A 26,350-nucleotide genomic window follows, 5' to 3' on the forward strand; every position below is an offset into this window, starting at 1 on the left:
GATAAATTTGGCATCGGTTGTGCAGGAATTATAGCACGATGAACTGGGACGACGTGCGCATCTTTCTGGCCGTGGCGCGCAATGGCCAGATCCTGGGCGCGGCCAAGGCGCTCAACCTCAACCATGCCACGGTCGCCCGGCGTCTCAGCGCGCTCGAATCCGCGCTGGGCAGCACGCTCTTCACCCGCAAGACCAATGGCTCGGATCTCTCGGGCGCCGGGGAGCGCTTTCTCGTCCATGCCGAGGCGATGGAAAGCGCCATGCTGGCGGCCAGCGCCTCGGCGGGCGCCGATAGCCGCATCGAGGGCACGGTGCGGGTCGGCGCGCCGGACGGTTTCGGCGTCGCTTTTCTCGCGCCGCGCCTAGGCGAGCTGACCGCGCGCCACCAGGGCCTGCGCGTGGAACTGGTGCCGGTGCCGCGCGCCTTTTCGCTGTCCCGCCGCGAGGCCGACATCGCCGTGACGCTGGAGCGCCCGCGCGAAGGCCGGCTGGTGGCGCGCAAGCTGACCGATTACCGCCTCGGCCTCTATGCCGCGCCAAGCTATCTCGACGCGCGGGGCATGCCCGCCGACCTGGCGGCGCTGGCCGATCATGCCCTGGTCGGCTATGTCGATGACCTGCTGTTTACCGCCTCGCTCGACTATACCGGCGAATTCCTGCGCGGCTGGCGCTCCAGTCTGGCCATCTCCTCGGCCATGGGCCAGACCGAGGCGGTGCGCGCCGGGGCCGGCATCGGGATCCTCCATGCCTTCATGGCGCAACCCGATCCCGGACTGGTCCAGATCCTGCCCGACCATACCCTGACCCGCAGCTACTGGACGGTGGTGCATGAGGATCTGCGCGCCATCCGCCGGGTGACGCTGGTGGCCGAGTTCCTGGCCGAGATCGTCGACCGCGAGCGGGCGATCTTCTAGCTCTGCTGCAAAGCCCGCAGCGGCGCCGTGGCGTCGATGATCCAGTCGCGGAAGGCCTTGATCTTGGTCCAGTTGCGGCGGCTTTCGGGATAGACGAAATAGTAGTGATGCCCGACCCAGCCGACCAGGTCGAAGGGCTGGGCCAAGAGCCCCGCCGCCACTTCCTCGGCGTAGAACAGCGGCGTCAGCATGGCCACGCCGCTGCCGGCAATGGTGGCGCGGGATTCCAGATATTGCGAGCCGAGGCCGATAAAGGGCTTCTGCACCGCCGCTGCGGCCGGCACGCCGGCCATTTCCAGCCAGGCGGGCAGCCAGGGGTCGTCGGGCGAAATCTGCGGCACGCGCAGCAGATCGGCCGGCTCGCGGATGTCGTAGCGTTCGATCAGGCTGGGCTTGAGCATGGGGGCGAATTCCACCCTGGCCAGAGGATGGCCGATCAGCCCGGGCGGGATATGGCCGGTGGCCCTTATGCCGGCGTCGAACTCCTCCTGGGTGAAGTCGACCAGCACATTGCTGGTGTCGATCTTGACCGCAATATCGGGGTGGCCGAGCTGGAACTGGCCGATCTGGCTGGCCAGCCAGCCGGTGGCGAAGGTATTGGTCACCGTCAGCGACAGCATGCCCTCGGCCCGCTCGCCGGTCTCGGCAAAGCTGGCGCGCAAGATCTCGAAAGCCCGGCTGACCTCGGGCGCCAGCCGGGCACCGGTCTCGCTCAGCGCGATCTGGCGCGGCCGGCGCAGAAACAGTGGCGTGCCGACCCGCTCCTCGAGAATGCGGATCTGATAGCTCACAGCGGCCTGGGTCATGCCCAGTTCGGCGGCCGCCCGGGTAAAGCTCAGATGCCGGGCCACGGCCTCGAAGGCGCGTATTGCGGTCAGCGGCGGCAATGTGCTCATGGATCAAACCTCCTTATGCCTACCCGCTGAGCTTTAGTTGGAAAATCGCCAGTCTTCCAGCCATCTTGTGATGACCATACAGCCAACAGGAGGCATCCGCATAAGGATGTTCATGGCCATGATCACACTCTTTAGGACCTCGGCTGCGCCTTTTACGAGCCCGCCCGGACTGGTCTCGCAGCTGTTTGACGCGCTCCGCAACCGCGCCCTGGCACGGCGCCGCCGGCAGGCCACCGTCGACCTGATCCACGCCTCGCCGCATCTACGCCGGGACATCGGCGCGACGGAAGAACATTTTCCGGGGCGGGGACGATAGGCTTGGACACAGCGACCTCAGCGGACTTCCTCTCCCGCAGGCGGGAGGATTCCCACTGTCGGTTCGGCGCCACATCTTGCCTTCGCTCACACCTGCACTCAAACTACCGCCATGTCCAAGACCACGCCCGCCACAATGGCCCTGAGCAAAGCCGGCTTTGCCTTTGCCACCGCCACCTATGACTACGACCCCGATGCAGACCGCGTCGGGCTGCAGGCGGCCGAGGCCATGGGCGTGCCGCCGTCCATCGTGCTCAAGACGCTGATGGCCGAGGTCGATGGCAAGCCGGTCTGCGTGGTGGTGCCCTCCGACGAGGAGGTGAACATGAAAAAGCTCGCCGCGGCGTTTGGCGGCAAGTCGGCGCAGATGATGAAGCCGGCCGATGCCGAGCGTCTGACGGGGTACAAGGTGGGCGGGATCAGCCCGTTCGGCCAGAAAAAGCTCGTGCCCACGGCGATCGAGGAACTGGCGACGCTGGAGGAGGAGGTCTTCCTCAATGGCGGGCAGCGCGGCTTGCAGATCCGCATGAAGCCGGACGATCTCCTGGCAGCCCTGGGCGGCAAGGCGGCGGACCTGATCCGGTAGGCAGCGCAATCCACCAGAACTGTCTGGCGATAGACCTGTGGCTCCCGCCACCCCACCCTCGGTCCCTCCCCATTGAGAGCTTGCACTCTGGCGCGCCAAGGCGCGACCCGGGTGGGAGGGAGGCGCAAGCTTCCCGGTCTCAGCACTGTCTTCTCCCTCCCCCTTGTGGGGAGGGTGGCCCCGAAGGGGTCGGGTGGGGGAAAGTCTGGCCCGGCCCAGGCGCGACCCGGCCGCTGGCAACGCGTGCAGCAGAACCAGATAGTAGACAGACAAAAGGCGCCCAAGTGGACGCCTTCATCTCAAGTCTGATTTTTTGCGGCAGGCTCGATTAACGAGCGAAGTTGCCGCTGGCGATGTTCTTGATGTCGCCCTTGGTGATGCCCAGATCATTGAGCTGGCGGGTGTCGAGAGCATTGAGCTCGCGGACGGTGCGCTGATACTGGGCAAACTGTGCGATTTTCTGGCGGATGTTCATTTTCGGTTCCCCTTCGTTTTCGATGACTAATATCTATAGCCGCGGGGTCGTGATTAGAAGATGGTCTTTGTGCACATCCGTTATGCACTGCGTGCAAACAAAACAGGCAGATTGGTCACATCCGTGCCTTACTCGTTAACGGCCCAGATTGCGTTTTCAGGCGAAAGCCGTTTTCTAACTTCTTGTCAAAACTGAAGAAAAACGGGGCCGCGCCATGGCGCGACCCCGTTAGTGATTTCTTGACCATCCGGACAAGAGCCATGCGTCTAGCGCGATACGGGTTGCCCCGCCTGCCGGGCCAGCCGACGATCTTCGCGCATTTCAAACCACATGGCGTTGAGGATGGCGAAGCTGCAGGCCAGTCCCAGGCCGAGAATCCAGGCAAAATACCACATAGCGAGCCTCCTAATAGGCGTTGGGGTTCTTTTCGAGCGACTGCGTCGTCACCGGTCCGCGCATGACGCGGAAGACAAAGGCGGTGTAGGCCAGGATGATGGGCAGGAAGACCACGGTCGCCAGCAGCATGATGAACAGCGTCAGGTGGCTGGACGAGGCGTCCCACAGCGTCAGGCTGGCATTGGGCACGGTCGACGAGGGCAGCAGGAAGGGGAACAGCGACAGGCCGGCCGTGGCGATGATGCCGAAAATGGCAATGCTCGATGCCACCAGGGTAGGCACGCCGGCCCGCCCCTGCAGGCCGAGCACGGCCCCGACCAGCCCGAGGAAGCCGAGCACGGGCGCGGCGATCATCCAGGGATAGAGGCCGTAATTGCTGACCCAGCCGCCCTGTACCAGTTCCACCGTCTTGCCCAGCGGATTGATCGCCCCATTGGGGTCGATGACGCTGGTGACGGCATAGCCCTGCATGAAGAAGGTCACCCACAGTCCGCCCAGCGCGAACAGCACAATCGTGGCCAGGGCCGCCCAGGTGCCGTAGGTGCGGGCCCGCTCGGCCACCAGGCCATCGGTGCGGCCGGCAATGACGGCAGCCCCCTGGGTGACGATCATGCCCAGGCTGACCAGGCCGCCCACCAAAGCGAAGGGCATCAGCAGCTGGAAGAAGTTGCCGGTATAGAAGGCGCGCAGCGTGTCATCGAGGTGGAAGGGGGCGCCGAGCAGCACATTGCCCACTGCCACGCCGAAGATCAGCGCCGGCACGAAGCCGCCGACAAACAGCGCCCAGTCCCAGGTCGAGCGCCAGCGCGGGTCGGTGATCTTGTTGCGGAACTTGAAGCCCACGGGCCGCAGGATCAGCGCCAGCAGGATCACGATCATGGCCAGGTAGAAGCCGGAAAAGCTGACGGCATAGAGTGGCGGGAAGGCGGCAAAGATGGCGCCGCCGCCCAGCACCAGCCAGACCTGGTTACCTTCCCAGGTCGGGCCGACGACATTGATCACCACGCGCCGTTCGGCGTCGGTGCGGGCGACGAAGGGGAGCAGGGCCCCCACGCCCAGATCGCGGCCACCCATCACGGCAAAGCCGATCAGCAGGATGCCCAGCAGTGCCCACCAGATCAGGCGGAGCGTTTCGTAATCGAGCGGTAGCGTGCTCATGATACCAGATCCTTGTTGGCTGGGGTGGCAGGCAGGGCGGCGATGACGAAGTCGTCGTCGTCGCCTTCATCGAGGGCGGCGAACAGCTTGTCCTGCGGGCCGGCCTTGATGATCTTGACCATCAACATGACCATGATGATGAGCAGCACGGTGTAGAGTGCCACAAAGAAGGTCAGCGAGATGACCAGGTCCCAGAAGTTGAGGCTAGAGGCAGCGTAGAAGGTCGGCAGCACGCCCTCGACCACCCAGGGCTGGCGGCCATATTCGGCGATGAACCAGCCGGCTTCGATCGCGACCCAGGGTAGCGGCAGCACGGCAACGCCGATCCACAGCATGGTGCGGTTGGTGCCGATCCAGCCGCGCGAGGCGCGGTAGAACCAGATGCCGAACATGGCGATGAAGAAGAAGCCGACCGCCACCATGATGCGGAAGCTCCAGAACAGCGGCCAGACATCGGGCACGGTATCGAGGGCGGCCAGGGCGATTTCCTCGCCGGTGGCGTTCTGCACGTCCTCGCGATAGCGCTTGAGCAGCAGGCCATAGCCCAGATCGGCCCAGTGTTCGTCAAAGGTGGCGCGGGCGGCCATATTGGTGCCGTCGGCGCGGATCTCCTGCAGGGCGTTATAGGCGATGATGCCGGACTGGATGCGGGTGGCGGCGCGTTCGGTCAGCTCGGTAATGCCGGGCAGATCGCGGTCGATCGAGCGCGTGGTGATGATGCCGAGCAGCCAGGGCAATTGCACCTGGAAGGCCGGTTCGCCGGGCGTATCGCCGGGAATGGCAAACAGGGTCAGCGCCGCCGGGGCGGGCTCGGTGTGATACATGGCCTCCATGGCCGCGATCTTCATCTGCTGGTGTTCGGTGGCGACATAGCCGCTTTCGTCACCCAGCACGACCACCGAGAGGGCCGCGGCGAGGCCGAAGCTGGCGGCCACGACCATCGAGCGCTTGGCCAGTTCGATATGCTTGCCCTGCAGCAGAAACAGGCAGGAAATGGCGAAGATGAAGACGGCACCCGAAACATAACCGGCACTGACGGTATGCACGAACTTGGCCTGCGCCACCGGGTTGAAGATCACCGCCACGAAGTCGGTGACTTCCATGCGCATGGTGTCGGGGTTGAACTTGGAGCCCACCGGGTTCTGCATCCAGCCATTGGCCACCAGGATCCACAGCGCCGACAGGTTGGCGCCCAAAGCGGTCAGCCAGGTCACGGTCACGTGGCCGACCTTGGTCATGCGGTCCCAGCCGAAGAAGAACAGGCCGACAAAGGTGGCTTCCAGGAAGAAGGCCATCAGCCCTTCAATGGCGAGCGGCGCGCCGAACACGTCGCCCACATAATGGCTGTAATAGCTCCAGTTCATGCCGAACTGGAACTCCATGACGATGCCGGTGGCAACGCCCATGGCGAAGTTGACGCCGAACAGCGTGCCCCAGAACAGGGTCGCCTTGCGCCAGATGTCGCGCCCGGTCATCACATAGACGCTCTCCATGATTGCCATCAGGAAGGAGAGGCCCAGGGTCAGGGGTACGAAAATGAAGTGATACATGGCGGTGGCGGCAAATTGCCACCGCGAGAGTTCGACGACAGTCATGTCGATCATAGCATCATTGCCTTGTGCTGGTTGGCACGCCGACTCGTAGGCGTTATGCCCTGTTTGCGCCGCAATTGCCGCCTGCGCATTGACTCAGATCAATGCGGCCAGGGGGACAAAACCTAGAGTGCGGCCATGCCCCACACCCCTGCCCCCGCCACCGACCCGACACCGTCCCACCCAGACCCGTCCGCCGCGCAGACGGCGCGCGACACCGGCAAGTCGCTATCCGGCCTGCGCCGCTGGAGCGGCCCCTTTCTGGGGCTGGCCGTCGTCGCGCCATTGCTCGGCGGCGTGCTGCTGCTGCTTCAGGCCTGGACCCTGGCGTCCATTGTCGGCCCGGTGATCGAGGGTGGCGCCGCCATCGACACGCTGACGCCCGCCATTGTCCTGGTTGCCGGCCTGCTGCTGGTCCGCGCCGGCCTGTCGGCTCTCGGCGACCGCGCCGGCACGGCCGCGGCCGAGGCCATCAAGGCGCAACTGCGCCAGGCGCTGTTCGCCCAGTTGCTGGCCCGCTCGCCGCGGGCCGACGAGCAGCCGCCATCGGGCGCCGCCTCGTCGGCCATCATCGACCAGGTCGAGGCGCTGGACGGCTTCTTTGCCCGCTATGTCCCGGCCATGGTGCAGGCGAGCCTGCTGCCGCTGGCCTTTGCCGTCTTCATCCTGCCGCTCGACTGGGTGGCGGGCCTGCTGTTCCTGGTCACTGCGCCGCTGATCCCGCTGTTCATGGCGCTGGTGGGCTGGGGCGCCCAGGCCGCCACCACGCGGCAGGCCCGCGCCCTCTCCCTGCTCAATGGCCGCTTTGCCGACCGGCTGCGCGGCCTCACCACGCTCAAGCTGTTCGGCCAGGCCGCGGCGGAAACCGCCGGCATCGTGGCGGCCAGCGACGAATTGCGCCGGCGCACGCTGCGCGTGCTGCGCATCGCCTTCCTGTCCTCGGCGGTGCTGGAATTCTTTGCCGCGCTCGGCGTTGCCGGCATTGCGCTTTATGTCGGGCTGACCTTCATCGATTTCCTGCAGTTGCGCAGCTCGCCGCTGACGCTGGAACTGGGCCTCTTCCTGCTGCTGATGGCGCCGGAAATCTACAATCCGCTGCGCCTGCTGGCCGCTCATTATCATGACCGGGCCTCGGCCAAGGCCGCCATTGGCGAGATCGAGGCCCAGCTCGGCCGCCTGCCCGACGGCGTGCTGCCACTGGGCTTTGCCGCGCCCGGCGCCGGCGCCGGGCCGCTGCGGCTGACCCTGGCGCAGCTGACCCTGCGCACGCCCAACCAGTCGCGCCTCATCCTGCAGGCGGCCGATCTGGCCATCGCGCCCGGCGAGCATATCGCCATTGTCGGCCAGAGCGGCATCGGCAAGTCGACCCTGCTCGAAGCCATTGCCCGGCTGCGCCCGCATGAGGGCTCGATCCAGCTGGGCGGCGCCGACCTGGCCGCGTGGTCCGAGGCCGACCTGCGCCATCGCGTCACCATGCTGGGCCAGAAGCCGCGCATCTTTGCCGGCTCCATGGCCGACAATATCGCCCTGGCCCGGCCCGATGCCTCGCGCGCCGCGATCCGCAGCGCCGCCGAGCGCGCCCATGTCGCGAGCTTTGCCGACGCCCTGCCGCAGGGGCTCGATACTGCGCTGGGTGAAGGCGGGCTGGGCATTTCCGGCGGCCAGGCGCAGCGCATTGCCCTGGCGCGCATCTATCTGCGTAATCCGGGCCTGATCCTGCTCGACGAGCCGACGGCGCATCTGGATGCCGACCTCGAGCAGGCCGTGCTCGATGACCTGCTCGACTTCGCCCGTGGCCGTACCCTCATCGTCGCCACCCATTCGCTGGCGGTTGCCGCCCGCATGAGCCGCGCCTACCGCATCGTCGGCGAAAGCCTGCTGGTGACCCCGGTGGCGGCCAAAGCCGACAGGAGTGTCGCATGAGCGCCTTACTCGCCTTTCGGGGCCTGTTTGCCAAACAGACCAAGGGCTTTGTCATCGCCCTGGTGCTATCGCTGATCACCCTGGCCGCCGGGGTGGCCCTGCTCGGCACCTCGGGCTGGTTCATCACCGCCACCGCGCTGACCACATTGGGGCTGGGCTTCAACCTCTTCGTGCCCTCGGCCGGGGTAAGAGCCTTCTCCTTCATCCGCATCCTGGCGCGCTATGGCGAGCGGTTGAGCGGACATGACGCCACCCTGCGCCTGCTCGCCGACATTCGCGGCTGGCTGTTCGGCCGGCTGTTCCCGCGCCTGCCCTTCAACGACCGCAGCCTGCGCCATGGCGATCTGGTCAGCCGGCTCACCGCCGATGTCGATGCGCTCGATACGGCTTTCCTGGTCGCCATCGGGCCGATTGCCGCGGCCGTGATCATCGGCGGCGGACTGACTGCCGTGCTGGCCTTTCTGCTGCCCGCCGCCGCCTGGGTCTATGGCGTCAGCTTTGCCCTGGCCGTCATCGCCGTACCGGCTTTGCTGGTCTTGGCCAGCCGCCGGGTCGGCAGCGATGTGGTGGTCCGGGCCGCGGCCGCCCGCACCGCCGTGCTGGACGGCATCGAAGGCCATGCCGATCTCGTCCTGTTCGGCGCCCTGGGCGATACCCAGGACCGCTTTGAGGGCACGGTCGACCGTCTGGCTGCCGCCCGTGGGCGTCTCGCCACCCTGACCGGTTTTGCCGGTTTCGCCGTCCAGGCCCTGGCCGCCCTGGCGCTGACCGGCTCGCTCTGGCTGGGCCTTGCGGCCTATGGCGCTGGCGCGGTCGATGGCCCGGTACTGGTCGGCCTGCTGCTGGCGATCCTGGCCAGCTTCGAGGCGAGCAGCGTCATCGTGCGCAGCGTGGCCAAGCTGACCACCGCCATGGCCGCGGCCGAGCGGCTGATGGCCATTGCCGAGGCCCCCATCAGCATTGCCGACGCGACCCATCCAATCGCCCTGCCCGCCAGCCTGCCGATCGGCCTGTCGCAGGTCAGTTTTGCCTATGACGGCGGTCCACCCGTGCTGGTCGACCTCGATCTCAGCGTCGCGCCGGGCGAGCATATCGCCATTGTCGGGGCCAGCGGCATCGGCAAGTCCAGCCTGCTCAACCTGCTGCTGCGCCTGGCCGAGCCGCAAGCCGGCCAGATTACCCTGGGCGGCGTCCCCCTGGCCCAGCTGGCGCAGGCCGATCTGCATGCCAGCATGGCCCTGCTCAGCCAGGACAGCCCGCTGTTCAACGACACGATCCGCGCCAATCTGCTGATCGGCCGCCCCGGTGCCGATGAGCCGGCCTTGTGGACCGCCCTGCGCGCCGCCGGCATCGAGGGCTTCGTTAACGCCCTGCCCCGCGGGCTCGATACGCTGGTGGGCGAAGGCGGGCGGACGGTTTCGGCCGGCCAGGCGCGCCGGCTGTGCCTCGCCCGCGCCTTGCTCAGCCGGGCGCCGATCCTGCTGCTCGACGAACCGACCACCGGCCTCGACCGGTCGGCCGAACTGGCTTTTTTCGAGATCCTGCGCAGCGCCGCGGTCGGGCGCAGCGTCATTCTGGTCACCCATGCCGCGCTCCCCGAGGGCACGGTGCAGCGCGTGCTCAGCCTGCGCGACGGGCAGCTGCATGCCGACTCGCGCCCTTCCGCAAGGACACATTGACGTCAATACAGGAGACGCCTTGACCTTACCATGATGGGAAGGTCTATATGCTGCTGGACGAGGTGATTGAAATGAACGAACACGTCCATCCGAAGTCCATCAGCATCGATATCGACGGCATGACCTGCGCGTCCTGCGTGGCGCGCGTCGAAAAGGCGCTCAACAAGGTGCCGGGCGTCGAAAGCGCGGCGGTGAACTTTGCCACCGAACGCGCCAGCGTGACGCTGGCCGAAACCGGCACGGTCGCCGACCTGCTGGCGGCCGTCGAGAAGGCCGGCTACGGCGCACACCAGACGCCGATGGCGAGCGAACATTCCGGCCACCAGCATCATGACGAGGACGCCGCAATCCTGCGCCGCGACGTGATCCGCGCCGCCCTTCCTACCCTCCCCCTCTTCGTGCTGGAGATGGGCAGCCATCTCTACATGCCCTTCCATATGGGCCTGACCGCCCTGGTCCCGACGCCGATCCTCCACATCATCTATTTCGTGCTCGCCAGCTATGTGCTGTTCGGGCCGGGCTGGCGCTTCTTCAAGTTAGGCATTCCCGCCTTGCTGCGCGGCGCGCCGGAGATGAATTCGCTGGTCGCGCTTGGCGCCGGCGCGGCCTGGCTCTATTCGGTGGTGGCGACCTTTGCGCCGCAGGTGCTGCCCGCCCAGGCGCAATATGTCTACTACGAAGCCGCCGCCGTCATCGTCACGCTGATCCTGGTCGGCCGCTGGCTCGAGGCCATTGCCAAGGGCCGCACCGGCGACGCCATACAGCGCCTGGTGCGCGAACAGGCCAAGACGGCCCGGGTGCAGCGCGACGGGACCATCACTGAAATTGCCATCGAGCAGGTTCAGGCCGGCGACATCATCCTGGTGCGGCCGGGCGAGAAGATCGCGGTGGATGGCGAGATCACCGAAGGGTCCAGCCATATCGACGAGTCGATGATCTCGGGCGAATCCCTGCCGGTCTCCAAAGCCGTCGGCGCCGGCGTCATTGGCGGCACGCTCAATACCTCGGGCAGCTTCAGCTTCCGCGCCACCAAGGTGGGCGGCGATACCATGCTGGCGCAGATCATCCGCATGGTCGAGGAGGCCCAGGGCGGCAAGCTGCCGATCCAGGGCGTGGTCGACCAGATCACCGCCTGGTTCGTGCCGGCCGTCATCGCCCTGGCGCTACTGACCTTTGCCATCTGGACGCTCTGGGGTCCCGCACCCGCCTATGTCTTCGGCCTGGTCAACGCGGTGGCCGTGCTGATCATTGCCTGCCCCTGCGCCATGGGCCTGGCCACGCCCACCTCGATCATGGTGGGCACCGGTCGCGCGGCCGAACTGGGCGTGCTGTTCCGCAAGAGCGAAGCGCTGCAGCAATTGCGCGACGTCGCGGTGGTGGCGCTGGACAAGACCGGCACGCTGACCGCGGGCAAGCCGGCGCTGACCGACCTCATCCTTGACGATGACTTCGATCATGACGAGGTGCTGGTTTTGGTTGCGGCCGTCGAGGCCAAGTCGGAACACCCCATCGCCACCGCCATTGTCGCGGCTGCCGAAAAGGCCGGCCTGGCCTTGGGCGCGGTCACCGACTTCGTGGCCGATCCCGGCGGCGGCGTCACCGCCCGCGTCGATGGGCGCCTGGTGAGCGTCGGCTCGCAGCGCCATCTCGGCCATCTCGATTTTACCGATTTCCAGGACGCCATCGACAAGTTCGCCGACGAAGGCAAGACCCCGGTCTTTGCCGCCATTGACGACAAGCTGGCCGCCGCCATCGTCGTTGCCGACACCATCAAGCCGACCAGCGTGGCGGTGATCGCGGCCTTGCACGCCATGGGCCTGAAGGTCGCGATGATCTCGGGCGACAATCGCCGCACCGCCGAGGCCATTGCCCGCCAGCTGGGCATTGACGAGGTGCGCGCCGAGGTGCTGCCGGCCGACAAGGTCGCCGCCATCAAGTCGCTGCGCCAGCTCGGCAAGGTGGCCTTTGTCGGCGACGGCATCAATGACGCCCCGGCTCTGGCCGAGGCCGATGTCGGCATTGCCGTGGGCACCGGCACCGATGCGGCCATTGAAAGCGCCGACGTGGTGCTGCTGGGCGGCGACCTCAAGGGCGTGCTCGATGCGCTACGCCTCAGCCGGGCGACCATGGCCAATATCGGCCAGAACCTGTTCTGGGCCTTCGGCTACAATGTGCTGCTGATCCCGGTGGCGGCCGGCGCACTATATCCGGCCTATGGCATCCTGCTCTCGCCGATGATCGGCGCCGGCGCCATGGCTCTGTCCTCGATCATGGTGGTTTCCAATGCCCAGCGCCTGCGCGGGGTAAAGGGGGTGGTGCTATGAATATCGGGGAAGCCGCCAGCGCCTCGGGCGTTTCGGCCAAGATGATCCGCTACTACGAATCCATCGGCCTGATCCGGCCGCCGCACCGCACCGACAGCAATTACCGCATCTATGGCGCGGACGAGGTGCATGTGCTGGCCTTCATCCGCCGCGCCCGCGACCTCGGCTTTTCGGTGGATGAAACCGCCACCCTGCTCGGCCTGTGGCAGGACAAGAGCCGCGCCAGTGCCGAGGTCAAGGACATTGCCGTCAGCCATATCGCGGCCCTGCAAGGCAAGATCGAGGCGCTGCAGTCCATGGTCAGGACGCTGCAGCACCTGACCGCGTGCTGCGGTGGCGACCATCGCCCCGACTGCCCGATTCTCGACGACCTGGCCGGCACCCCACCCCCTTCCAAAGGACACTGACATGACCGACAAAACCACCCTCGCCGTCAACGACATGACCTGCAACCACTGCGTGGGCACGGTGCGCCAGGCCCTGGAAGGGGCCCTGCCCGGCGCCGATATCAGCGTGGATCTGGCAACCCACCGCGTCAGTTTCACCGGCGACCGCGCCAAGGGCGAAGCCGCCATCCGCGAAGCCGGTTATACGCCCCAAGCGATTTAGGTTGTTCGTCTCTTGCCGGGCGCCGGCCCTTCCCTCCCCCTTGTGGGGAGGGAAGCGAGATAGGACCTGGTCTCGGCCAGGTCCGTGATCGAGCAGGGTGGGGGTATCGTTCCGCAGATCGCATACGGCCCCCACCCTTGATCCCTCCCCGCAAGGGGGAGGGAGACGACTGCAGCTTTTGGTGGCAAAATGTCCAGGCCGTCGCGGAGCAGGCTTCCTTCCCCCTCGTGGGGAGGGAATGAGGGTGGGGCAGGATGACCCACGACGATGTCCGTCCCTGATCCGCCCCTTCGGGGCACCTTCTCCCTCAGGGGGAGAAGGCAGCAAAAACAAAGGGCGCCCCGCGGGGCGCCCTTTGCCGGTCCGTTCCGGGGAGGCTCAGAACGGGCTGTCGGGGAAGTAGAACTGCGCGGCGTTTTCCTGGGTGATCAGGGGCGAGCCCAGGATGTAGGAGCCGGTGACCGGGCCGTTGGACACGAAGTGGTTCACCGTCACGTCCATGGCCGTGGCGATCTGTGCCGGCGGATAGAGCACGTCGACGGGGACCAGCGGATCGCCATCCATCACGCCCTTGACGATTTCCTTCATGCCGGCGCCGCCGACCACGAACATCTCGCTTTCGCGGCCCGCAGCCTTGACGGCTTCGACCACGCCCAGCGTGATGTCGTCATCCTGGGCCCAGACGCCATCGATATCGGGGAAGCGGGACAGGAAATCCTGCATCACCTCGAAGCCGTCATCGCGGTTCCAGTTGGCGAACTTGTTGTCGAGCACGTTGATGCCGCTACCCTCGATCTTGGCCATGAAGGCATCGAAGCGTTCGGTATCGAGCACGGTGGGAATGCCGCGCAGGATGACGATATTGTCGCCCTCGCCGAGGCGGGTCATCATGTATTCGGCCGAGACTTCACCCATCTCGGTGTTGTTGCCCGAGACATAGACGTCCTGGATCGACGGATCGGTCAGGCCGCGGTCGACCACGGTGATGAAGGCGCCCGAATCCTTGACGGCGCGGACCGGCTCGGTCAGCGGCTCGGATTCGAACGGCAGCACCACCAGGGCCTGGATCTGGTGCACCGAGACGAGGTCTTCCAGATCGCTGGCCTGGTCGGCCGGGCCGTCAGCGGTGACGATGATGATGTCGATATTGGGATTGGCGGCTTCGAGGCGCTTTTCGGCTTCCGCCGCGTGCCAGTTGAGGCCGCCCATGAAGCCATGCGTGGCCGCCGGAATCGAGACGCCGATCTTGATCTGGTCCTGCGCTACCGCCGTCCCGGCCAGTGCGCTGCTGACCAGCAGGCCCAGGGCGATTGTTTTCAAAGACATAGCTTAGTCCTCCCTCATGTTCTGACGCCCATCCGGCGCCGGTGCTCCCGCCCGTTTCGGGCTCGGATTATTCGGCCTTCTTGCGTGCCGCGCGGAACGAGCCGCGCTGCAGGTAGACGGCCGCCACGATGATCACGCCCTGCACTGCCCCATTGAGGTAGTTGGAGATGATCTCGGTGAGATTGAGAATATTGCCGATCGAGGTCAGGATCAGCGCGCCGATCACCGTACCGCCGATGCGCCCGAAGCCGCCCTTGAGCATGGTGCCGCCGATGATCACCGCGGCGATGGCCTCGAGCTCCCACAGCACGCCGGTGGCCGAGGAGGCCGAACCCAGGCGCGGCACATAGATGATGGTGGCCAGCGAGACGCAGAGGCCCTGCAGGATATAGGTGGCGGTCTTGACCTGGTCGACCTTGATGGCCGAATAGCGTGCCACGTGCTCATTGCTGCCGATGGCCATGCAGTAACGGCCGAAGGCGGTGCGGTTCATCAGCACCCAGCCGACAATGGCCACGGCGATGAAGACCCAGACCGGATAGGGAATGCGCAGGAAGCTCTCGTAATAGACCGGGCGATAGATGTCGCGGGCGCCATTGTTGAGCGACAGCGTGCCGCCATCGGCAAAATAGGTTACCAGCGAGCGATAGATGCCCATGGTGCCCAGCGTCACGATGAACGCCTCGATCTTGCCCTTGGTGGTGAGAAAGCCGTTGATATAGCCCGCCCCGATGCCCAGGATCAGCGAGCTGCCAATGCCCAGCAGCACCGTCCAGATCGAGGCGCCCATGGCCTCGACGGCGCTGTTCATGATGATGATCATCACGCCGGCGATGAAGGCCGCCATCGAGCCCACCGAGAGGTCGATGCCGCCGGCGGTGATGACAAAGGTGGCGCCCACCGCGATGATGCCGATAAAGGCCGAGCGGGTCAGGATATTGGTGATATTGCCTTCGTTGAGGAAGGCCGGATTGAGGCTATAGCCCAGGATCACCAGCAGGATCAGCGCCAGCAGCGGCCCTGCCGTCTTGAGGTCGATCCGGAAGCTGCGGCCGGTCTTGGCTGCCTCATGCGCTGATACGCTCATCGTCCCCATCCTGCCTGATGCCTGCGGCGTACCGCATGATTTGTGCTTCGCCGATTTCGGCGCCTTCGAGCATGCCGGCCAGCCGGCCCTCGCGCATGACCAGCACGCGGTGGCTGAGCCCGATCACCTCCTGCATCTCCGAGGAGATCAGGATGATCGATTTGCCCTCGGCCGCCAGCGCCGCGATGATGTGATAGATCTGCTGCTTGGTGCCCACATCGATGCCGCGCGTCGGCTCATCCATGATGATGATGTCGGGTTCGCTTTCCATGGTCTTGCCCAGCATCAGCTTTTGCTGGTTGCCGCCCGAGAGCTGGCCGACCCGCACCGAGGCGTCGCGCGCCCGGATATCGAAGCGGCGCACCGCCCGCTCCAGCGCTGCCGCCTCGCTCTTGCCGTCGAGAAAGCCATGCTTGAGGTGCTTGCTGAGCGTCAGCAGCGTCAGGTTGGGTTCAAGGCCCACATTGAGCAGCAGCCCCCGTCCCTTGCGGTCCTTGGTCATATAGGCCAGGCCCGCATCGACCGACTGGGCCACTTCGGTAAAGTCCCGCGCCATGCCATTGACGCTGATCTCGCCGGCCACGCGCTGGACGAGGCCCACCACCGCTTCGGCCACCGCCGTGCGGCCCGAGCCGATCAGGCCGGCAAAGCCGAGAATTTCGCCGCGGCGCAGGTCAAAGGAGAATTCCTTGACGCCGGGCGCCACCAGATTGCGCACCGAGAGCACCACCGGGGCATCGACATCGGGCTCATGCTTGGGCGGATAGAGGTTGGAGAGTTCACGCCCCACCATCATCTGGGCGATGGAATCGGCGGTCAGCGCCTCGGTGCCCACCGTGGCGATCAGCTGGCCGTCGCGCAGCACCGTCACCCGGTCGGCCAGTTCCATGATCTCGCCGAGCTTGTGGGAAATGAAGACCACCGCGACGCCGCGCGCCGTCAGCCGGCGGATCTGGTCGAACAGGGTCGCCGTCTCGCCCGCCGAGAGCACCGCCGTCGGCTCGTCCATGATCAGCACCCGCGCGTCGCGGCTGATCGCCTTGGCGATTTCCACCATCTGCTTGTCGGCGACCGAGAGCGTATGGATGCGCGCATCCGGGTCGACATGCACGTGCAGCGTCTCAAGGATCGCCGCGGCCTGTTCGCGCATCTCCTTGAGCTGCAAAAAGCCGTGCTTGGTCAGTTCGCGGCCGAGAAAGATCGAATCGGCCACCGTTAGGTGTTCGGCCAGCAGCAGTTCCTGGTGAATGACGACAATGCCCATGGCCTCGGCCTGGCCATTGGGCGGCAGCACCACGGTCTTGCCGTCATAGGCAATCGAGCCCGATGTCGGCTGCTCGAGGCCGGACAGCACCTTGATGAGGGTGGACTTGCCGGCGCCGTTCTCACCGATAATGGCGTGCACCTCGCCCGGCTTGATGTCGAAATCCACGCTGAACAGCACCGGAATTTCGCCAAAGGACTTGGAAATGCGGTGCGCCGTCAGGATGGCGGGCGTGGTTGCGCCGTCAGCGATGGACATCTCGAACCCCTCCCTCGAACGCGGCGGGGTTGGCCCCATCTCTTCGTTCACTGCTCCATGATGTAAAGGTTTTCATGGATCATGTAAAGGTTTACAAGGATGGAAACGGCACAAGCCGTGCGGAGGGGTCTGGCGCTGCCCGCGCCATCTGCTACAGGCAGCACAGGCGGGCGCCAGGGAGCGTGCGAGGCACAGATTGCAGCACCGGAAACTGGCCACCATAGAAGACGTCGCGGCGATCGCCGGCGTATCCATCGCCACGGTCAGCCGCGCCATCAATGAGCCCACCAAGGTCGCGGTGGAAACCCGCCGAAGGGTGACCGAGGCCGTGGCCCGCACCGGCTATACCACCAATGCCATGGCGCGCTCGCTGCGCATGCGCCGCTCCAACATGATCCTGATTCTGGCGCCCGATGTGGGCGACCCGAACTTTTCCAATATCCTGGTGGGCCTTGAAACCGAGGCCAGCAAGCGCGGCTATGGCGTGCTGATCGGCAATACCCAGAACGATCCGGCGCGCGAGACCGACTATCTGCGCTTCATCAATTCCAACCAGGCCGACGGGCTGATCCTGTTTACCGGCCACCTGCCCTATGGCATTGCCGCGGCCGGCAGCGAGCTGCGCCTGCCGCCCATGGTGGCGGTCAACGAACCGGTGGCCAATAGCGACGTGCCCTTTGTCGGCGTCGACAATTTCGAGGGGGCGCGCCTGGCCGCCGAGCACCTGATCGCCCAGGGTCATCGCCGCATCGCCTTTATCGGGCACTCCACCGCCAAGGCCGTCAACCAGCTGCGCGAAGCCGGCTATCGTGCGGCCCTCAGCGGCGCCGGGCTGGCGCTCGATCCGCGCCTGGTGCTCGATGGCGACGGCACCACCGAAAGCGGCCGCGCCGCCACCGAGCATATGTTCGTGCGCGACGTGCTGCCGACCGCCTTCCTGTGCGTCAACGACGCCACGGCGCTGGGCGTCATCATCTCGCTGAGCGCGCGGAAATACGATCTGCCGCGCGACTTCTCGGTCATGGGCTTTGACGACATTTCCTTTGCCAGCTTCGTCACCCCGGCGCTGACCACGATGAAGCAGCCGCGCCTCAAGATCGGCGAAGAGGCCATGGACCTGCTGCTGGCTTTGCTGGCCGGCGAGACGCCGGCCCGGACCGAGGTGCTGCTGCGCGCCGAACTGATCGTGCGCAACTCGGTCAGCGGGCCAAGGCGAGCCTAGGGTCCGGCTGGATCAGAGCCCCTTCTCGGCCAGCCAGGCCTGCATCCAGGCGATCTCGCTTTCCTGCGCCGCGATCACGCCTTCGGCCAGGGCTTTGACCTCGGGATCGCTGCCATGTTCGAGCACGATCCTGGCCATGGCGACGGCGCCCTGGTGATGGGGGATCATGGACTTGATGAAGTCGACATCGGCATCACCGGAAAACTCGATCGCCATGTCGGTATGCATCTGCATATTGGCTTCTTCATAGGCCATGGTGGCCGGATTGTCTGATGCCATGCCCGCCATGGCGGCGTGATCCTGCCCGATTGCGGGCAGGGTCAGGGTCAGGGCAAGGGTGGCGGCGGCAAGAAGCAGTTTCATCGCAGGATCCATTCGCTTGGAGACCAAACCAGCCTGCCGGCTTGCCATCTGGGAAGGTCAAGCCGCTGCCGCGCCGCGCGCGCAACCGTGATCAATGGCTATGCGGCAGCGGGCCGCGCCTAGCGGCCGCCCAATCGCCGCAGCAATTCATCGACCTTGGCCATGGAGGTATTGGCGCCCTGCTCCATGCCGCTGTCGATGACGCCCTGGCGGGCTTCGAAACTGTCGAGCTTGGACACCGAGCGGTAGAACACCTTGCCGTCGCGTTCCTCGAACTGATGCTCCTCGAAGAAGCGGTCATCCTCTTCGAACATACCCTCGACCACGAAGGTGTTGCGGATCATGGTCTTGGGCTCGACCGCCAGATAGGTGCCGAAGAACACCACTTCGGTGCCGTCTTCCATGGACGAGACAACGCGCCACTTGCCGCCGGTGCGGACGTCCATCTCGACCACGCGATTGTCCTCGCGCGGCCCCCACCAATACGCCACGTGTTCAGGCTGCGTCCACACCGTCCAGAGCAGGTCGAGCGGCGCGTCAAAGGTGCGGGTCATGATGATCAGCGGTTCATCGGCTGGCAGTTCGGTCTTGAACAGGTTTGGCGTCATCGTGTCATGCATGGGTCTTCTCCTCTGTTGCTAGTTCTTGCTGTCCGATTGGGGGGTCTGCAGGGTCTTGAGGTAGCCATCGAGCTGGTCGAGGTTCTGCTCCCAGAACTGCCGGTAGGACTGGATCAGGCTGGCGACATCGCGCATCGGCGCGGCCTCCAGCCGGCAGGGGCGCCATTGCGCCCGCTTGCTGCGGCTCACCAGCCCGGCGGTTTCGAGCACCTTGATATGCTTGGACACCGCCGCCAGCGTCATGTCGAAGGGCGCGGCCAGTTCGTTGACGCTGGCCTCGCCGAGGGCGAGACGGGCCAGAATGGCGCGCCGAGTCGGATCGGCAAGGGCGGTCAGAGTGGCGCTCAGCGGGTCGGACACTTTTATTCTACCATTTTGTATAATACTGATTGGTTTAATACAGAAGGACGCACCGCTTGTCAACGCCCCTGCCCTGGGGCAGAACGCCAGCCATGAAGACAGTTCTCGTCGTGGGCATCGGGGCCGGCCATCCCGAGCACATCACCATGCAGGCCATCAACGCGCTCAACCGCGCCGATGTGCTGTTCATCCCCGACAAGGGGGCGCGCAAGGCCGACCTGGCCGAGCTGCGCCGCGACATCATCGCCCGCCATGTCACCAATCCGGCCAGCCGTACCCTCTCCTATGACGTGCCGCAGCGCGATGCGGCCCATCCCGATTATGCTGCCGGGGTCGACGCCTGGCACGCAGCGCTGGCGCAGCTGTTCGGCACCCTGCTCGACGCTGTTCCCGAGCACGGCCATGGCGCCTTCCTCGTCTGGGGCGATCCGGGGCTCTACGATTCAACCATCCGCATTCTCGAGCGCCTGCGCGCCAGCCGGGACTTTGCCATGGAGATCATCCCCGGCATCACGTCGGTGCAGGCGCTGACCGCCGCCCATGGCATTGCGCTCAACCGCATCGGCGAGCCGGTGCTGATCACCACCGGACGGCGCCTCGGGCCGGTCAGGGACGACACCGTGGTCATGCTCGACGGCCAGACGGCGTTCACCGAGGCCGATCCCGACCTCTGGATCTTCTGGGGCGCCTATCTGGGGACGCCAGACCAGATCACGATCTCGGGCCGCCTGGGCGATGTACGCGAGCAAATCGTCGCCACCCGCCAGGCCGCCCGCGCCCGGCATGGCTGGATCATGGACACCTATCTGCTGCGCCAGGCGGATTAGCGGGCAAAGCGGATATTCCCCCGCCCGCTGCAATGGGCTAAACCACTGCACATGTCCCAAGCTCTTCCCCTTGCCCCCAGCCGGCGCGGCGCCTGTCCGACGCTGGAGGCGCCAATGCAGACCGGCGATGGCCTCCTCGCCCGGCTGCGCGTCGCCGAAGGAATGCTGACCCCGGCGCAACTGGGCGAGATCGCCCGTCTCGCCGCGCTGCATGGCAATGGTCTGGTGGAAGTCACCGCGCGCGGCAATCTGCAGGTGCGCGGCCTCACCGCGGCCAGCACGTCCCCCTTTGCCAATGCGGTGCGCGCCGTGGTCGAGATCGAGACCGGCCTCGTGGTCGAGACCCCGCCTCTGGCCGGCGACGATCCCACCGAGCTGGCCGACCCGCGCCCCCTGGCCGCCACGATCCGCGCTCTGGCCGCGCCGCTGGGCGAGCGGCTCGGCCCCAAGGTCACCGTGGTGGTCGATGGCATGGGCCAGCTCAGCCGCGCCGCGCTCAAGGCCGATATCCGCCTTACCGCCAGCACCGCCGAAAGCTGGGTGCTGGCACTGGCCGACCAGAAACAGGCCAGCCTGAGCACGGACGAAGCCGCCGCCGCGGTCTTTGCCATCCTCTCCGAACTGGCCGCGCGCGGCCCGACGGCCCGGGCCAGCGACCTGGTCGCGGCCGGTCCGGCGGCGACGCAAATCACCCGGCCACCCATTGGCAGCTTCACCCGCCGCAGCGGCACCGCCAGCGGCATTGCCCTGCCCTTTGGCGCCAGCGACAGCGCCGCCCTCATGGCCCTGGCCGCCCTCGCCGCCCGCCATGGCATTGGCGCCTTCCGCCTGGCGCCGCAGCATGCGTTGCTGGCGCTGGACGCCCCGCCCGCCTTTGCCCGCGATGCGGCGGCACTCGGCTTTGTCACCGACCGGGCCGATCCGCGCCTGCGCATCAGCGCCTGCATCGGCAGCATGGGCTGCGCCTCCGGCCATATCCCCGCCCGCCTGCTGGCGGAAAAGCTGGCCCCGGCTTTGCCCGCCGACCGGCAGCTGCATGTCTCGGGCTGCGCCAAGGGCTGCGCCCATCCGCGGCGCGCCGCATTGACGCTGGTCGGGCGGGACGACGGTTACGGTCTTGTCATCGATGGCACGGCAGGCGATACGCCACAGTCAGTGTTGCGCCCGGACGCCAGCGAGTCCGTTCTGGCCGCAGCCATCCGGCAAGGATGACGATGATCGACTACGACTATATCAAGGACGGCGACGCCATTTACCGGCAGTCCTTCGCCATTATCCGCGCCGAAGCGGATCTGTCGGCCTTTGCGCCGGCGGAGGCGGAGCTCGCTATCCGCATGATCCACGCTGCCGGCGCGGTCGAGGCGGCGCAGCATTTCGAATTCGGCCCCGGCTTTGTTGCCGCGGCCCAGGCTGCTCTGGCGGCCGGCGCGCCGATCTTCTGCGATGCCGAAATGGTCGCGCGTGGCGTCACCGCCGCCCGCCTGCCCGCCAGCAACGAGGTGCTCTGCACGCTGCGCGATCCGCAGACGCCGGTCATCGCCGCGGAGATCGGCAATACCCGCTCGGCTGCCGCGCTCCGCCTCTGGCTGCCCCGTCTTGAGGGCGCCGTCGTCGCCATCGGCAATGCGCCGACGGCTTTGTTCTACCTGCTCGAACTGCTGCGCGACGGTGCGCCCAAACCGGCCGCGATCATCGGCATGCCGGTGGGCTTTGTCGGCGCCGCCGAATCCAAGGCGGCTCTCGCCAGCCATTCCTATGGCGTACCCTATGCCATCGTGCGCGGGCGGCTGGGCGGCTCGGCCATGACGGCCGCCGCGCTCAATGCGCTGGCAAGGAGCGGCATATGACCGGCAGGCTGATCGGCGTCGGCACGGGACCGGGCGATCCCGAACTGCTCACGCTCAAGGCGGTGCGGGCGATCCGGGACGCCGATGTCGTCGCCTATTTCGCCAAAAAGGGTAATTCCAGCAATGCCCGCGCCATTGTCGCCGATCTCATCACCAGCCAGATCGAAGAGCCGCTCGGCTATCCGGTGACCACCGAGATCGACCGGCGCCACGATGACTACAAGAGCGCCACTGCCGGCTTTTATGCCGAGGCCGCCGCCCGCGTCGCCGCCCATCTCGATGCCGGCCGCACCGTGGCCGTGCTCAGCGAAGGCGATCCGCTGTTTTACGGCAGCTATATGCATATCCATGTGCGGCTGGCCCACCTCTACCCCACCGAGGTGGTGGCCGGCATCACCGCCATGTCGGGCTGCTGGTCGCAGGCCGGCCTGCCTTTGGTGCAGGGCGATGATATCCTCGCCGTCCTGCCGGGCACGCTGGAAGAGGCCGATCTCACCGCCCGCCTCGACAATACCGATGGCGCCGTCATCATGAAGGTGGGCCGCAACATGGCCAAGATCCGCCGCGCCATTGCCGCCGCCGGCAGGCTCGACAGCGCCGTCTATGTCGAGCGCGGCACCATGGCCAATGGCCTTTCCATGCTGCTGGCCGACAAGCCCGACGATATCGCCCCCTATTTCGCGCTGATCCTGCTGCCCGGCTGGCGCACAAAGCCGGTGGCCGAGGGCGCAGCATGAGTGGCAAGCTCGTTGTCGTCGGCACCGGTCCCGGCAATCCCGACCAGGCGACGCCCGAGGCGCTGGCCGCCATTGCCGCCAGCCATGTGTTTTTCGGCTATGGTCCCTATCTCGATCGTCTGACCCTGCGCGATGACCAGCGCCGCGTCGCCTCGGACAATCGCGAAGAACTCGCCCGCGCCAAGGATGCCTTGATGACCGCCGCCTCGGGCGAGCAGGTCTGCGTCGTCTCCGGCGGCGATCCGGGCGTCTTTGCCATGGCGGCAGCGATCTGCGAGGCCATCGAGGCGGGCCCGCCGGCCTGGCGGGCGCTGGAGCTGGTCATCGTGCCCGGCGTCACCGCCATGCTGGCCGTCGCCGCCCGCGCCGGCGCGCCTTTGGGCCATGATTTCTGCGCCATGTCGCTCTCGGACAATCTCAAGCCCTGGACGGTCATCGAGAACCGTTTGCGCGCCGTGGCCGGCGCCGGCCTCGTCATCGCGCTCTACAATCCCATTTCCAGGGCCCGGCCCTGGCAGCTGGGCAGCGCCTTTTCCATCCTGCGCGAAGTGCTGCCCTGGACCACGCCGGTGATCTTCGGCCGTGCCGCCGGCCGGCCCGACGAGGCGATCAGCGTCGTCACCCTGGCCGATGCCGATCCGGCCAAGGCCGACATGGCCACCTGCATCATCATCGGCTCACCCGAAACCCGCGTCATCGAGCGGCCTGGCCTGCCCCCGCTGGTCTATTCGCCCCGCTCGATCGGTGAAGCCAAATGAGCTGGCTGTCCGTCGTCGGCATTGGCGAGGATGGACTCGATGGTCTGGGCGCTGCCGCCAAGGCCGCCATTGCCGAGGCCGAGCTGGTGTTTGGCGGCACCCGCCATCTCGAGCTGGCCGCGTCCCTCATCACGGGCCAGAGCCAGGCCTGGCTCTCGCCCTTCTCGGCCTCCATCGACGCGGTCCTCGCGGCGCGGGGACGAAAAGTCTGCGTGCTGGCCTCGGGCGATCCGTTCCATTTCGGCGTCGGCGCCACGCTGGCCCGCCATATCGATGCCAGCCAGATGGCGGTTTTTCCGCATCCCTCCTCCTTCAGCCTCGCCGCTGCCCGCCTCGGCTGGCCTTTGCAGGAGGTGGTGACGCTGTCGCTGCATGGCCGCCCGCTCGAGCTGATCCGCCCGCATCTGCATGCCGGCGCGCGCATCCTGGCCTTGACCTCGGACGAGCATGGCCCGACCCTGTTGGCGACCCTGCTCACCCAAACCGGGTTCGGCATTTCCATCATCAGCGTGCTCGAAGCCCTGGGCGGACCCGACGAGCGGGTGCGCAGCCAGGTGGCCATGAGCTTTGGCCTCGAAACCATCAACCCGCTCAATATCTGCGCCATCAGCGTCGTCGCCCTGCCGCAGGCCCGCGTATTGCCGCTGACGCCGGGCCTGGCTGACAGCCTCTTCGAACATGACGGGCAGATCACCAAGCGCGAAGTCCGCGCGCTGACCCTTGCCGCCCTCGCCCCCCGCCGCGGCGAAACCCTCTGGGACATCGGCGCCGGCTCGGGTTCGGTGGCCATCGAGTGGATGCTGGCCGATCCGAGTCTGACTGCCGTGGCCGTGGAAGCCGATCCCGAGCGCGCCGCCCGCATCGCCTGCAATGCCGGCAGTTTCGGCGTGCCGGACCTGGCCATCACCGTGGGCAAAGCCCCCGAAGCCCTCAGCGGCCTGCCCCCGCCCCATGCCATTTTCATCGGTGGCGGCGGCTCCGATCCGGGCGTGCTCGATGCCGCCATCGCTGCGCTACGGCCGGGCGGGCGGCTGGTGGCCAATGCGGTCACACTCGAGCTCGAAGCGCTGCTGCTGGCCCGCCATGCCGAACTGGGTGGCAGCCTCACCCGCATCGCCATTGCCCGCGCCGACGCCGTGGGCAGCATGACCGGCTGGCGCCCGTCCATGCCGATCACCCAATGGGTCTGGAGCAAGCCATGAAGGTCCATTTCATCGGCGCCGGTCCGGGCGCCGCCGACCTCATCACCGTGCGCGGCATGAAGCTGCTGCAGGCTTGCCCGGTCTGCCTCTATGCCGGCTCCATCGTGCCGCCGGACATGCTGGCCTGGTGCGGTCCCGGCACGCGGCTGGTCGATACCGCGCCAATGTCGCTCGACGAAATCGAGACCGAATATGTCGCCGCCCAGGCGGCTGGCCAGGATGTGGCACGGCTGCATTCGGGTGATCTATCCATGTGGAGCGCCGTGGCCGAGCAGATGCGCCGGCTCGATGCCCTCGCCATTCCCTATACGCTGACCCCCGGCGTGCCGGCCTTTGCCGCCGCCGCCGCGGCCTTGGGCCGCGAGCTGACCCTGCCCGCCACCGCGCAAAGCCTGGTGCTGACCCGGATTTCCGGCCGCGCCTCGGCCATGCCGGAACGGGAAACCCTGGCCGACTTCGGCGCCACCGGGGCAACGCTGGCCATTCACCTGGCCATTCACGCGCTCGATCGGGTGGTGGACGAGCTCACGCCGCATTACGGCGCCGACTGCCCGGTCGCCATCGTCTTCCATGCCTCCTGGCCCGACGAAAAAATCATCCGCGGCACACTGGGCAGTATCGTGGAAACCTTCGCCGCCGATCGGGTGGAGCGCACGGCGATCATCTTTGTCGGCCGCACCCTGAGCGCCGAAAATTTCCGCGACAGCGCGCTCTACGACCCCGACTATCAGCGCCGGTTCAGGGACCGCAAGGGCGTGATCTGAGCGCTGGGCAGGCCGGCGATTTCGGCGCTGCTCCAGGTCATGGCCCCCGGCCGCCCCAGCAGGAAACCCTGCGCTTCGGTGCAGCCCTCGGCGCGCAGCACGGCGAGCTGGGAGGCCGTCTCGACGCCCTCGGCCAGCACCGGCATGGACAGGCTCTGCCCCAGCGCCAGAATGGCCCGCACGATGGCGCGCGACTGGTCGTTGTGGTCGACCGAGGTCATGAAGGAGCGGTCGATCTTGATCTTGTCGAAGGGGAAGCTGCGCAGCGTGTCGAGCGAGGAATAGCCGGTGCCGAAATCGTCGATGGCGATCGAGACGCCCATCGCCTTGATCTGGCGCAGCATATGCAGGGCGCGCTGCTTGTCGGCGATGATCGAGGTCTCGGTCACCTCCAGTTCGAGGCGGGACGGCGCCAGGCCGCTCTGCAGCAGGGCGTCGCGCACGGTTTCCACCAGTTCGATCTGGCCGAGCTGCACGCCCGATATATTGACGGCAACCTTGTGGGCTTCCGGCCAGGCGGCGGCGTCCTTGCAGGCGGTATGCAGCACCCAGGCACCGATGGCGCTGATGGCGCCGCTTTCCTCCGCCACGGGAATGAAGTCGGCGGGCGGCACCAGGCCATGGCCGGGCCGGTCCCAGCGCAGCAAGGCCTCATAGCCGGTGACCAGATTGGTGGCGACCGATTTCTGCACCTGGTAGACCAGGTGGAAGCCCCCGGTTTCGTGGGCAATCCAGAGATCGCGCGCCATTGAGCGGCGCTGCCGGGCGTGCTCGTCCATGTCCTGCTCATAATAGCAGATGAGGTGGATGGCTCCCGCTCCCGGCATCTGAGTGCCAAAGTGGGTTTG

The 26,350-nt window shown here is 66.6% G+C and carries 28 protein-coding genes; 16 read left to right on the top strand and 12 right to left on the bottom strand.

The annotated features are described in order from the left end of the window. Positions 1 to 38: 38 nt before the first annotated feature. The gene (locus tag AC4NN3_RS07350; protein WP_491926421.1) at positions 39 to 914 is read left to right on the top strand and encodes a LysR family transcriptional regulator; all 876 of its coding nucleotides are present in this window, start codon (positions 39 to 41) and stop codon (positions 912 to 914) included. Here AC4NN3_RS07350 and AC4NN3_RS07355 read toward each other — a convergent pair. Beyond that, positions 911 to 1,810 carry a LysR substrate-binding domain-containing protein gene (locus AC4NN3_RS07355; protein ID WP_491926422.1) on the bottom strand — a complete coding sequence of 300 codons (900 nt, stop codon included), beginning with the start codon at positions 1,808 to 1,810 and terminating at the stop codon, positions 911 to 913. The two genes, AC4NN3_RS07350 and AC4NN3_RS07355, sit on opposite strands and share 4 nt — an antisense overlap. Before the next feature lie 118 nt (positions 1,811 to 1,928). On the opposite strand from AC4NN3_RS07355, the gene AC4NN3_RS07360 reads away from it, so the two are divergent. Together AC4NN3_RS07360 and ybaK are read left to right on the top strand one after the other, a co-directional pair. Further along, the gene (locus AC4NN3_RS07360) at positions 1,929 to 2,126 is read left to right on the top strand and encodes a hypothetical protein (RefSeq protein ID WP_491926423.1); all 198 of its coding nucleotides are present in this window, start codon (positions 1,929 to 1,931) and stop codon (positions 2,124 to 2,126) included. A 111-nt stretch (positions 2,127 to 2,237) separates the two neighbouring features. Then, positions 2,238 to 2,711: a Cys-tRNA(Pro) deacylase gene (ybaK, locus tag AC4NN3_RS07365; RefSeq protein WP_491926424.1), complete on the top strand. Its 474-nt coding sequence runs from the start codon at positions 2,238 to 2,240 to the stop codon at positions 2,709 to 2,711. A gap of 328 nt (positions 2,712 to 3,039) precedes the next feature. Here the strand turns inward: ybaK and AC4NN3_RS07370 are convergent, their stop codons facing one another. From AC4NN3_RS07370 to AC4NN3_RS07385, 4 genes are all read right to left on the bottom strand, one after another. Further along, positions 3,040 to 3,186, bottom strand: a complete 147-nt coding sequence (locus AC4NN3_RS07370) for a DUF1127 domain-containing protein (protein ID WP_491926425.1) — start codon at positions 3,184 to 3,186, stop codon at positions 3,040 to 3,042. A 266-nt stretch (positions 3,187 to 3,452) separates the two neighbouring features. Then, the gene (cydX, locus tag AC4NN3_RS07375) at positions 3,453 to 3,581 is read right to left on the bottom strand and encodes a cytochrome bd-I oxidase subunit CydX (RefSeq protein ID WP_491926426.1); all 129 of its coding nucleotides are present in this window, start codon (positions 3,579 to 3,581) and stop codon (positions 3,453 to 3,455) included. Between the two features lie 10 nt (positions 3,582 to 3,591). Continuing rightward, on the bottom strand, positions 3,592 to 4,740 hold the full coding sequence (gene cydB, locus AC4NN3_RS07380; RefSeq protein ID WP_491926427.1) for a cytochrome d ubiquinol oxidase subunit II: 1,149 nt from the start codon (positions 4,738 to 4,740) through the stop codon (positions 3,592 to 3,594). Beyond that, positions 4,737 to 6,344 (bottom strand): cytochrome ubiquinol oxidase subunit I, encoded by a 1,608-nt coding sequence (locus tag AC4NN3_RS07385; RefSeq protein WP_491926428.1) that lies wholly within the window; start codon positions 6,342 to 6,344, stop codon positions 4,737 to 4,739. The genes cydB and AC4NN3_RS07385 overlap by 4 nt, the downstream gene beginning before the upstream one ends. 126 nt (positions 6,345 to 6,470) lie before the next feature. Between AC4NN3_RS07385 and cydD the strand changes: the two genes are divergently transcribed. From cydD to AC4NN3_RS07410, 5 genes are all read left to right on the top strand, one after another. After that, positions 6,471 to 8,255 (top strand): thiol reductant ABC exporter subunit CydD, encoded by a 1,785-nt coding sequence (gene cydD / locus AC4NN3_RS07390; protein ID WP_491926429.1) that lies wholly within the window; start codon positions 6,471 to 6,473, stop codon positions 8,253 to 8,255. Then, positions 8,252 to 9,934 (top strand): thiol reductant ABC exporter subunit CydC, encoded by a 1,683-nt coding sequence (cydC, locus tag AC4NN3_RS07395; RefSeq protein ID WP_491926430.1) that lies wholly within the window; start codon positions 8,252 to 8,254, stop codon positions 9,932 to 9,934. The genes cydD and cydC overlap by 4 nt, the downstream gene beginning before the upstream one ends. Before the next feature lie 71 nt (positions 9,935 to 10,005). After that, the gene (locus AC4NN3_RS07400; RefSeq protein WP_491926431.1) at positions 10,006 to 12,258 is read left to right on the top strand and encodes a heavy metal translocating P-type ATPase; all 2,253 of its coding nucleotides are present in this window, start codon (positions 10,006 to 10,008) and stop codon (positions 12,256 to 12,258) included. Continuing rightward, complete coding sequence (gene cueR / locus AC4NN3_RS07405; RefSeq protein ID WP_491926432.1) at positions 12,255 to 12,665, top strand: Cu(I)-responsive transcriptional regulator; 411 nt, start codon at positions 12,255 to 12,257, stop codon at positions 12,663 to 12,665. The genes AC4NN3_RS07400 and cueR overlap by 4 nt, the downstream gene beginning before the upstream one ends. 1 nt (position 12,666) lies before the next feature. Continuing rightward, on the top strand, positions 12,667 to 12,867 hold the full coding sequence (locus AC4NN3_RS07410; RefSeq protein ID WP_491926433.1) for a heavy-metal-associated domain-containing protein: 201 nt from the start codon (positions 12,667 to 12,669) through the stop codon (positions 12,865 to 12,867). 378 nt (positions 12,868 to 13,245) lie between these two features. On the opposite strand, the gene AC4NN3_RS07415 is transcribed toward AC4NN3_RS07410, so the two are convergent. The 3 genes from AC4NN3_RS07415 to AC4NN3_RS07425 all read right to left on the bottom strand — a co-directional run bounded on the left by AC4NN3_RS07415 (position 13,246) and on the right by AC4NN3_RS07425 (position 16,802). Continuing rightward, the gene (locus AC4NN3_RS07415; RefSeq protein ID WP_491926434.1) at positions 13,246 to 14,193 is read right to left on the bottom strand and encodes a substrate-binding domain-containing protein; all 948 of its coding nucleotides are present in this window, start codon (positions 14,191 to 14,193) and stop codon (positions 13,246 to 13,248) included. A gap of 67 nt (positions 14,194 to 14,260) precedes the next feature. Continuing rightward, the gene (locus AC4NN3_RS07420) at positions 14,261 to 15,280 is read right to left on the bottom strand and encodes an ABC transporter permease (RefSeq protein WP_491926435.1); all 1,020 of its coding nucleotides are present in this window, start codon (positions 15,278 to 15,280) and stop codon (positions 14,261 to 14,263) included. Beyond that, entirely contained in the window at positions 15,261 to 16,802 is a 1,542-nt protein-coding gene (locus AC4NN3_RS07425; RefSeq protein ID WP_491926436.1) for a sugar ABC transporter ATP-binding protein, read from the bottom strand. Before AC4NN3_RS07425 ends, AC4NN3_RS07420 begins: the two co-directional genes overlap by 20 nt. 196 nt (positions 16,803 to 16,998) lie before the next feature. Here AC4NN3_RS07425 and AC4NN3_RS07430 point away from each other — a divergent pair, with 196 nt between their 5' ends. Next, positions 16,999 to 18,024, top strand: a complete 1,026-nt coding sequence (locus AC4NN3_RS07430; RefSeq protein WP_491926437.1) for a LacI family DNA-binding transcriptional regulator — start codon at positions 16,999 to 17,001, stop codon at positions 18,022 to 18,024. A gap of 12 nt (positions 18,025 to 18,036) precedes the next feature. Here AC4NN3_RS07430 and copM read toward each other — a convergent pair whose 3' ends face one another. The 3 genes from copM to AC4NN3_RS07445 all read right to left on the bottom strand — a co-directional run bounded on the left by copM (position 18,037) and on the right by AC4NN3_RS07445 (position 19,367). Beyond that, positions 18,037 to 18,387 (bottom strand): CopM family metallochaperone, encoded by a 351-nt coding sequence (gene copM / locus AC4NN3_RS07435; protein ID WP_491926438.1) that lies wholly within the window; start codon positions 18,385 to 18,387, stop codon positions 18,037 to 18,039. Positions 18,388 to 18,506: 119 nt separating this feature from the next. Beyond that, positions 18,507 to 19,007 (bottom strand): SRPBCC domain-containing protein, encoded by a 501-nt coding sequence (locus tag AC4NN3_RS07440; RefSeq protein ID WP_491926439.1) that lies wholly within the window; start codon positions 19,005 to 19,007, stop codon positions 18,507 to 18,509. Between the two features lie 18 nt (positions 19,008 to 19,025). After that, positions 19,026 to 19,367, bottom strand: a complete 342-nt coding sequence (locus AC4NN3_RS07445) for an ArsR/SmtB family transcription factor (RefSeq protein WP_491926440.1) — start codon at positions 19,365 to 19,367, stop codon at positions 19,026 to 19,028. A gap of 92 nt (positions 19,368 to 19,459) precedes the next feature. Here AC4NN3_RS07445 and cobF point away from each other — a divergent pair, with 92 nt between their 5' ends. The 7 genes from cobF to cobM are packed head-to-tail and all read left to right on the top strand — an operon-like array spanning position 19,460 to position 25,502. Then, on the top strand, positions 19,460 to 20,194 hold the full coding sequence (cobF, locus tag AC4NN3_RS07450; RefSeq protein WP_491926441.1) for a precorrin-6A synthase (deacetylating): 735 nt from the start codon (positions 19,460 to 19,462) through the stop codon (positions 20,192 to 20,194). A gap of 51 nt (positions 20,195 to 20,245) precedes the next feature. Next, positions 20,246 to 21,406 carry a precorrin-3B synthase gene (cobG, locus tag AC4NN3_RS07455; protein WP_491926442.1) on the top strand — a complete coding sequence of 387 codons (1,161 nt, stop codon included), beginning with the start codon at positions 20,246 to 20,248 and terminating at the stop codon, positions 21,404 to 21,406. Between the two features lie 2 nt (positions 21,407 to 21,408). Then, on the top strand, positions 21,409 to 22,041 hold the full coding sequence (locus AC4NN3_RS07460) for a precorrin-8X methylmutase (RefSeq protein WP_491926443.1): 633 nt from the start codon (positions 21,409 to 21,411) through the stop codon (positions 22,039 to 22,041). Continuing rightward, positions 22,038 to 22,778 carry a precorrin-2 C(20)-methyltransferase gene (locus AC4NN3_RS07465; RefSeq protein WP_491926444.1) on the top strand — a complete coding sequence of 247 codons (741 nt, stop codon included), beginning with the start codon at positions 22,038 to 22,040 and terminating at the stop codon, positions 22,776 to 22,778. The genes AC4NN3_RS07460 and AC4NN3_RS07465 overlap by 4 nt, the downstream gene beginning before the upstream one ends. Then, complete coding sequence (locus AC4NN3_RS07470; RefSeq protein ID WP_491926445.1) at positions 22,775 to 23,536, top strand: precorrin-3B C(17)-methyltransferase; 762 nt, start codon at positions 22,775 to 22,777, stop codon at positions 23,534 to 23,536. Before AC4NN3_RS07465 ends, AC4NN3_RS07470 begins: the two co-directional genes overlap by 4 nt. Continuing rightward, on the top strand, positions 23,533 to 24,738 hold the full coding sequence (gene cbiE / locus AC4NN3_RS07475; protein ID WP_491926446.1) for a precorrin-6y C5,15-methyltransferase (decarboxylating) subunit CbiE: 1,206 nt from the start codon (positions 23,533 to 23,535) through the stop codon (positions 24,736 to 24,738). The genes AC4NN3_RS07470 and cbiE overlap by 4 nt, the downstream gene beginning before the upstream one ends. Next, a complete protein-coding gene (gene cobM, locus AC4NN3_RS07480) occupies positions 24,735 to 25,502 on the top strand; it encodes a precorrin-4 C(11)-methyltransferase (protein ID WP_491926447.1) in 768 nt (255 codons plus the stop codon). Before cbiE ends, cobM begins: the two co-directional genes overlap by 4 nt. Here cobM and AC4NN3_RS07485 read toward each other — a convergent pair. Then, a partial coding sequence (locus tag AC4NN3_RS07485; RefSeq protein ID WP_491926448.1) for a putative bifunctional diguanylate cyclase/phosphodiesterase occupies positions 25,466 to 26,350 on the bottom strand: 885 nt, incomplete at its 5' end. The genes cobM and AC4NN3_RS07485 overlap by 37 nt on opposite strands.

The organism is Devosia sp. MDV22-iso42 (assembly GCF_058629155.1).

Coding starts and splice junctions, on each gene's coding strand:
- AC4NN3_RS07440 (WP_491926439.1), bottom strand. CDS start 19,007: ATGCATGACACGATGACGCCAAACCTGTTCAAGACCGAACTGCCAGCC.
- cobF (WP_491926441.1), top strand. CDS start 19,460: ATGAAGACAGTTCTCGTCGTGGGCATCGGGGCCGGCCATCCCGAGCAC.
- AC4NN3_RS07470 (WP_491926445.1), top strand. CDS start 22,775: ATGAGTGGCAAGCTCGTTGTCGTCGGCACCGGTCCCGGCAATCCCGAC.
- AC4NN3_RS07350 (WP_491926421.1), top strand. CDS start 39: ATGAACTGGGACGACGTGCGCATCTTTCTGGCCGTGGCGCGCAATGGC.
- AC4NN3_RS07400 (WP_491926431.1), top strand. CDS start 10,006: ATGAACGAACACGTCCATCCGAAGTCCATCAGCATCGATATCGACGGC.
- ybaK (WP_491926424.1), top strand. CDS start 2,238: ATGTCCAAGACCACGCCCGCCACAATGGCCCTGAGCAAAGCCGGCTTT.
- AC4NN3_RS07415 (WP_491926434.1), bottom strand. CDS start 14,193: ATGTCTTTGAAAACAATCGCCCTGGGCCTGCTGGTCAGCAGCGCACTG.
- AC4NN3_RS07465 (WP_491926444.1), top strand. CDS start 22,038: ATGACCGGCAGGCTGATCGGCGTCGGCACGGGACCGGGCGATCCCGAA.
- AC4NN3_RS07385 (WP_491926428.1), bottom strand. CDS start 6,344: ATGATCGACATGACTGTCGTCGAACTCTCGCGGTGGCAATTTGCCGCC.
- AC4NN3_RS07355 (WP_491926422.1), bottom strand. CDS start 1,810: ATGAGCACATTGCCGCCGCTGACCGCAATACGCGCCTTCGAGGCCGTG.
- AC4NN3_RS07425 (WP_491926436.1), bottom strand. CDS start 16,802: ATGTCCATCGCTGACGGCGCAACCACGCCCGCCATCCTGACGGCGCAC.
- AC4NN3_RS07410 (WP_491926433.1), top strand. CDS start 12,667: ATGACCGACAAAACCACCCTCGCCGTCAACGACATGACCTGCAACCAC.
- AC4NN3_RS07420 (WP_491926435.1), bottom strand. CDS start 15,280: ATGAGCGTATCAGCGCATGAGGCAGCCAAGACCGGCCGCAGCTTCCGG.
- cydX (WP_491926426.1), bottom strand. CDS start 3,581: ATGTGGTATTTTGCCTGGATTCTCGGCCTGGGACTGGCCTGCAGCTTC.
- AC4NN3_RS07370 (WP_491926425.1), bottom strand. CDS start 3,186: ATGAACATCCGCCAGAAAATCGCACAGTTTGCCCAGTATCAGCGCACC.
- cueR (WP_491926432.1), top strand. CDS start 12,255: ATGAATATCGGGGAAGCCGCCAGCGCCTCGGGCGTTTCGGCCAAGATG.
- cydB (WP_491926427.1), bottom strand. CDS start 4,740: ATGAGCACGCTACCGCTCGATTACGAAACGCTCCGCCTGATCTGGTGG.
- cbiE (WP_491926446.1), top strand. CDS start 23,533: ATGAGCTGGCTGTCCGTCGTCGGCATTGGCGAGGATGGACTCGATGGT.
- copM (WP_491926438.1), bottom strand. CDS start 18,387: ATGAAACTGCTTCTTGCCGCCGCCACCCTTGCCCTGACCCTGACCCTG.
- cobM (WP_491926447.1), top strand. CDS start 24,735: ATGAAGGTCCATTTCATCGGCGCCGGTCCGGGCGCCGCCGACCTCATC.
- AC4NN3_RS07460 (WP_491926443.1), top strand. CDS start 21,409: ATGATCGACTACGACTATATCAAGGACGGCGACGCCATTTACCGGCAG.
- cydD (WP_491926429.1), top strand. CDS start 6,471: ATGCCCCACACCCCTGCCCCCGCCACCGACCCGACACCGTCCCACCCA.
- cydC (WP_491926430.1), top strand. CDS start 8,252: ATGAGCGCCTTACTCGCCTTTCGGGGCCTGTTTGCCAAACAGACCAAG.
- AC4NN3_RS07360 (WP_491926423.1), top strand. CDS start 1,929: ATGATCACACTCTTTAGGACCTCGGCTGCGCCTTTTACGAGCCCGCCC.
- cobG (WP_491926442.1), top strand. CDS start 20,246: ATGTCCCAAGCTCTTCCCCTTGCCCCCAGCCGGCGCGGCGCCTGTCCG.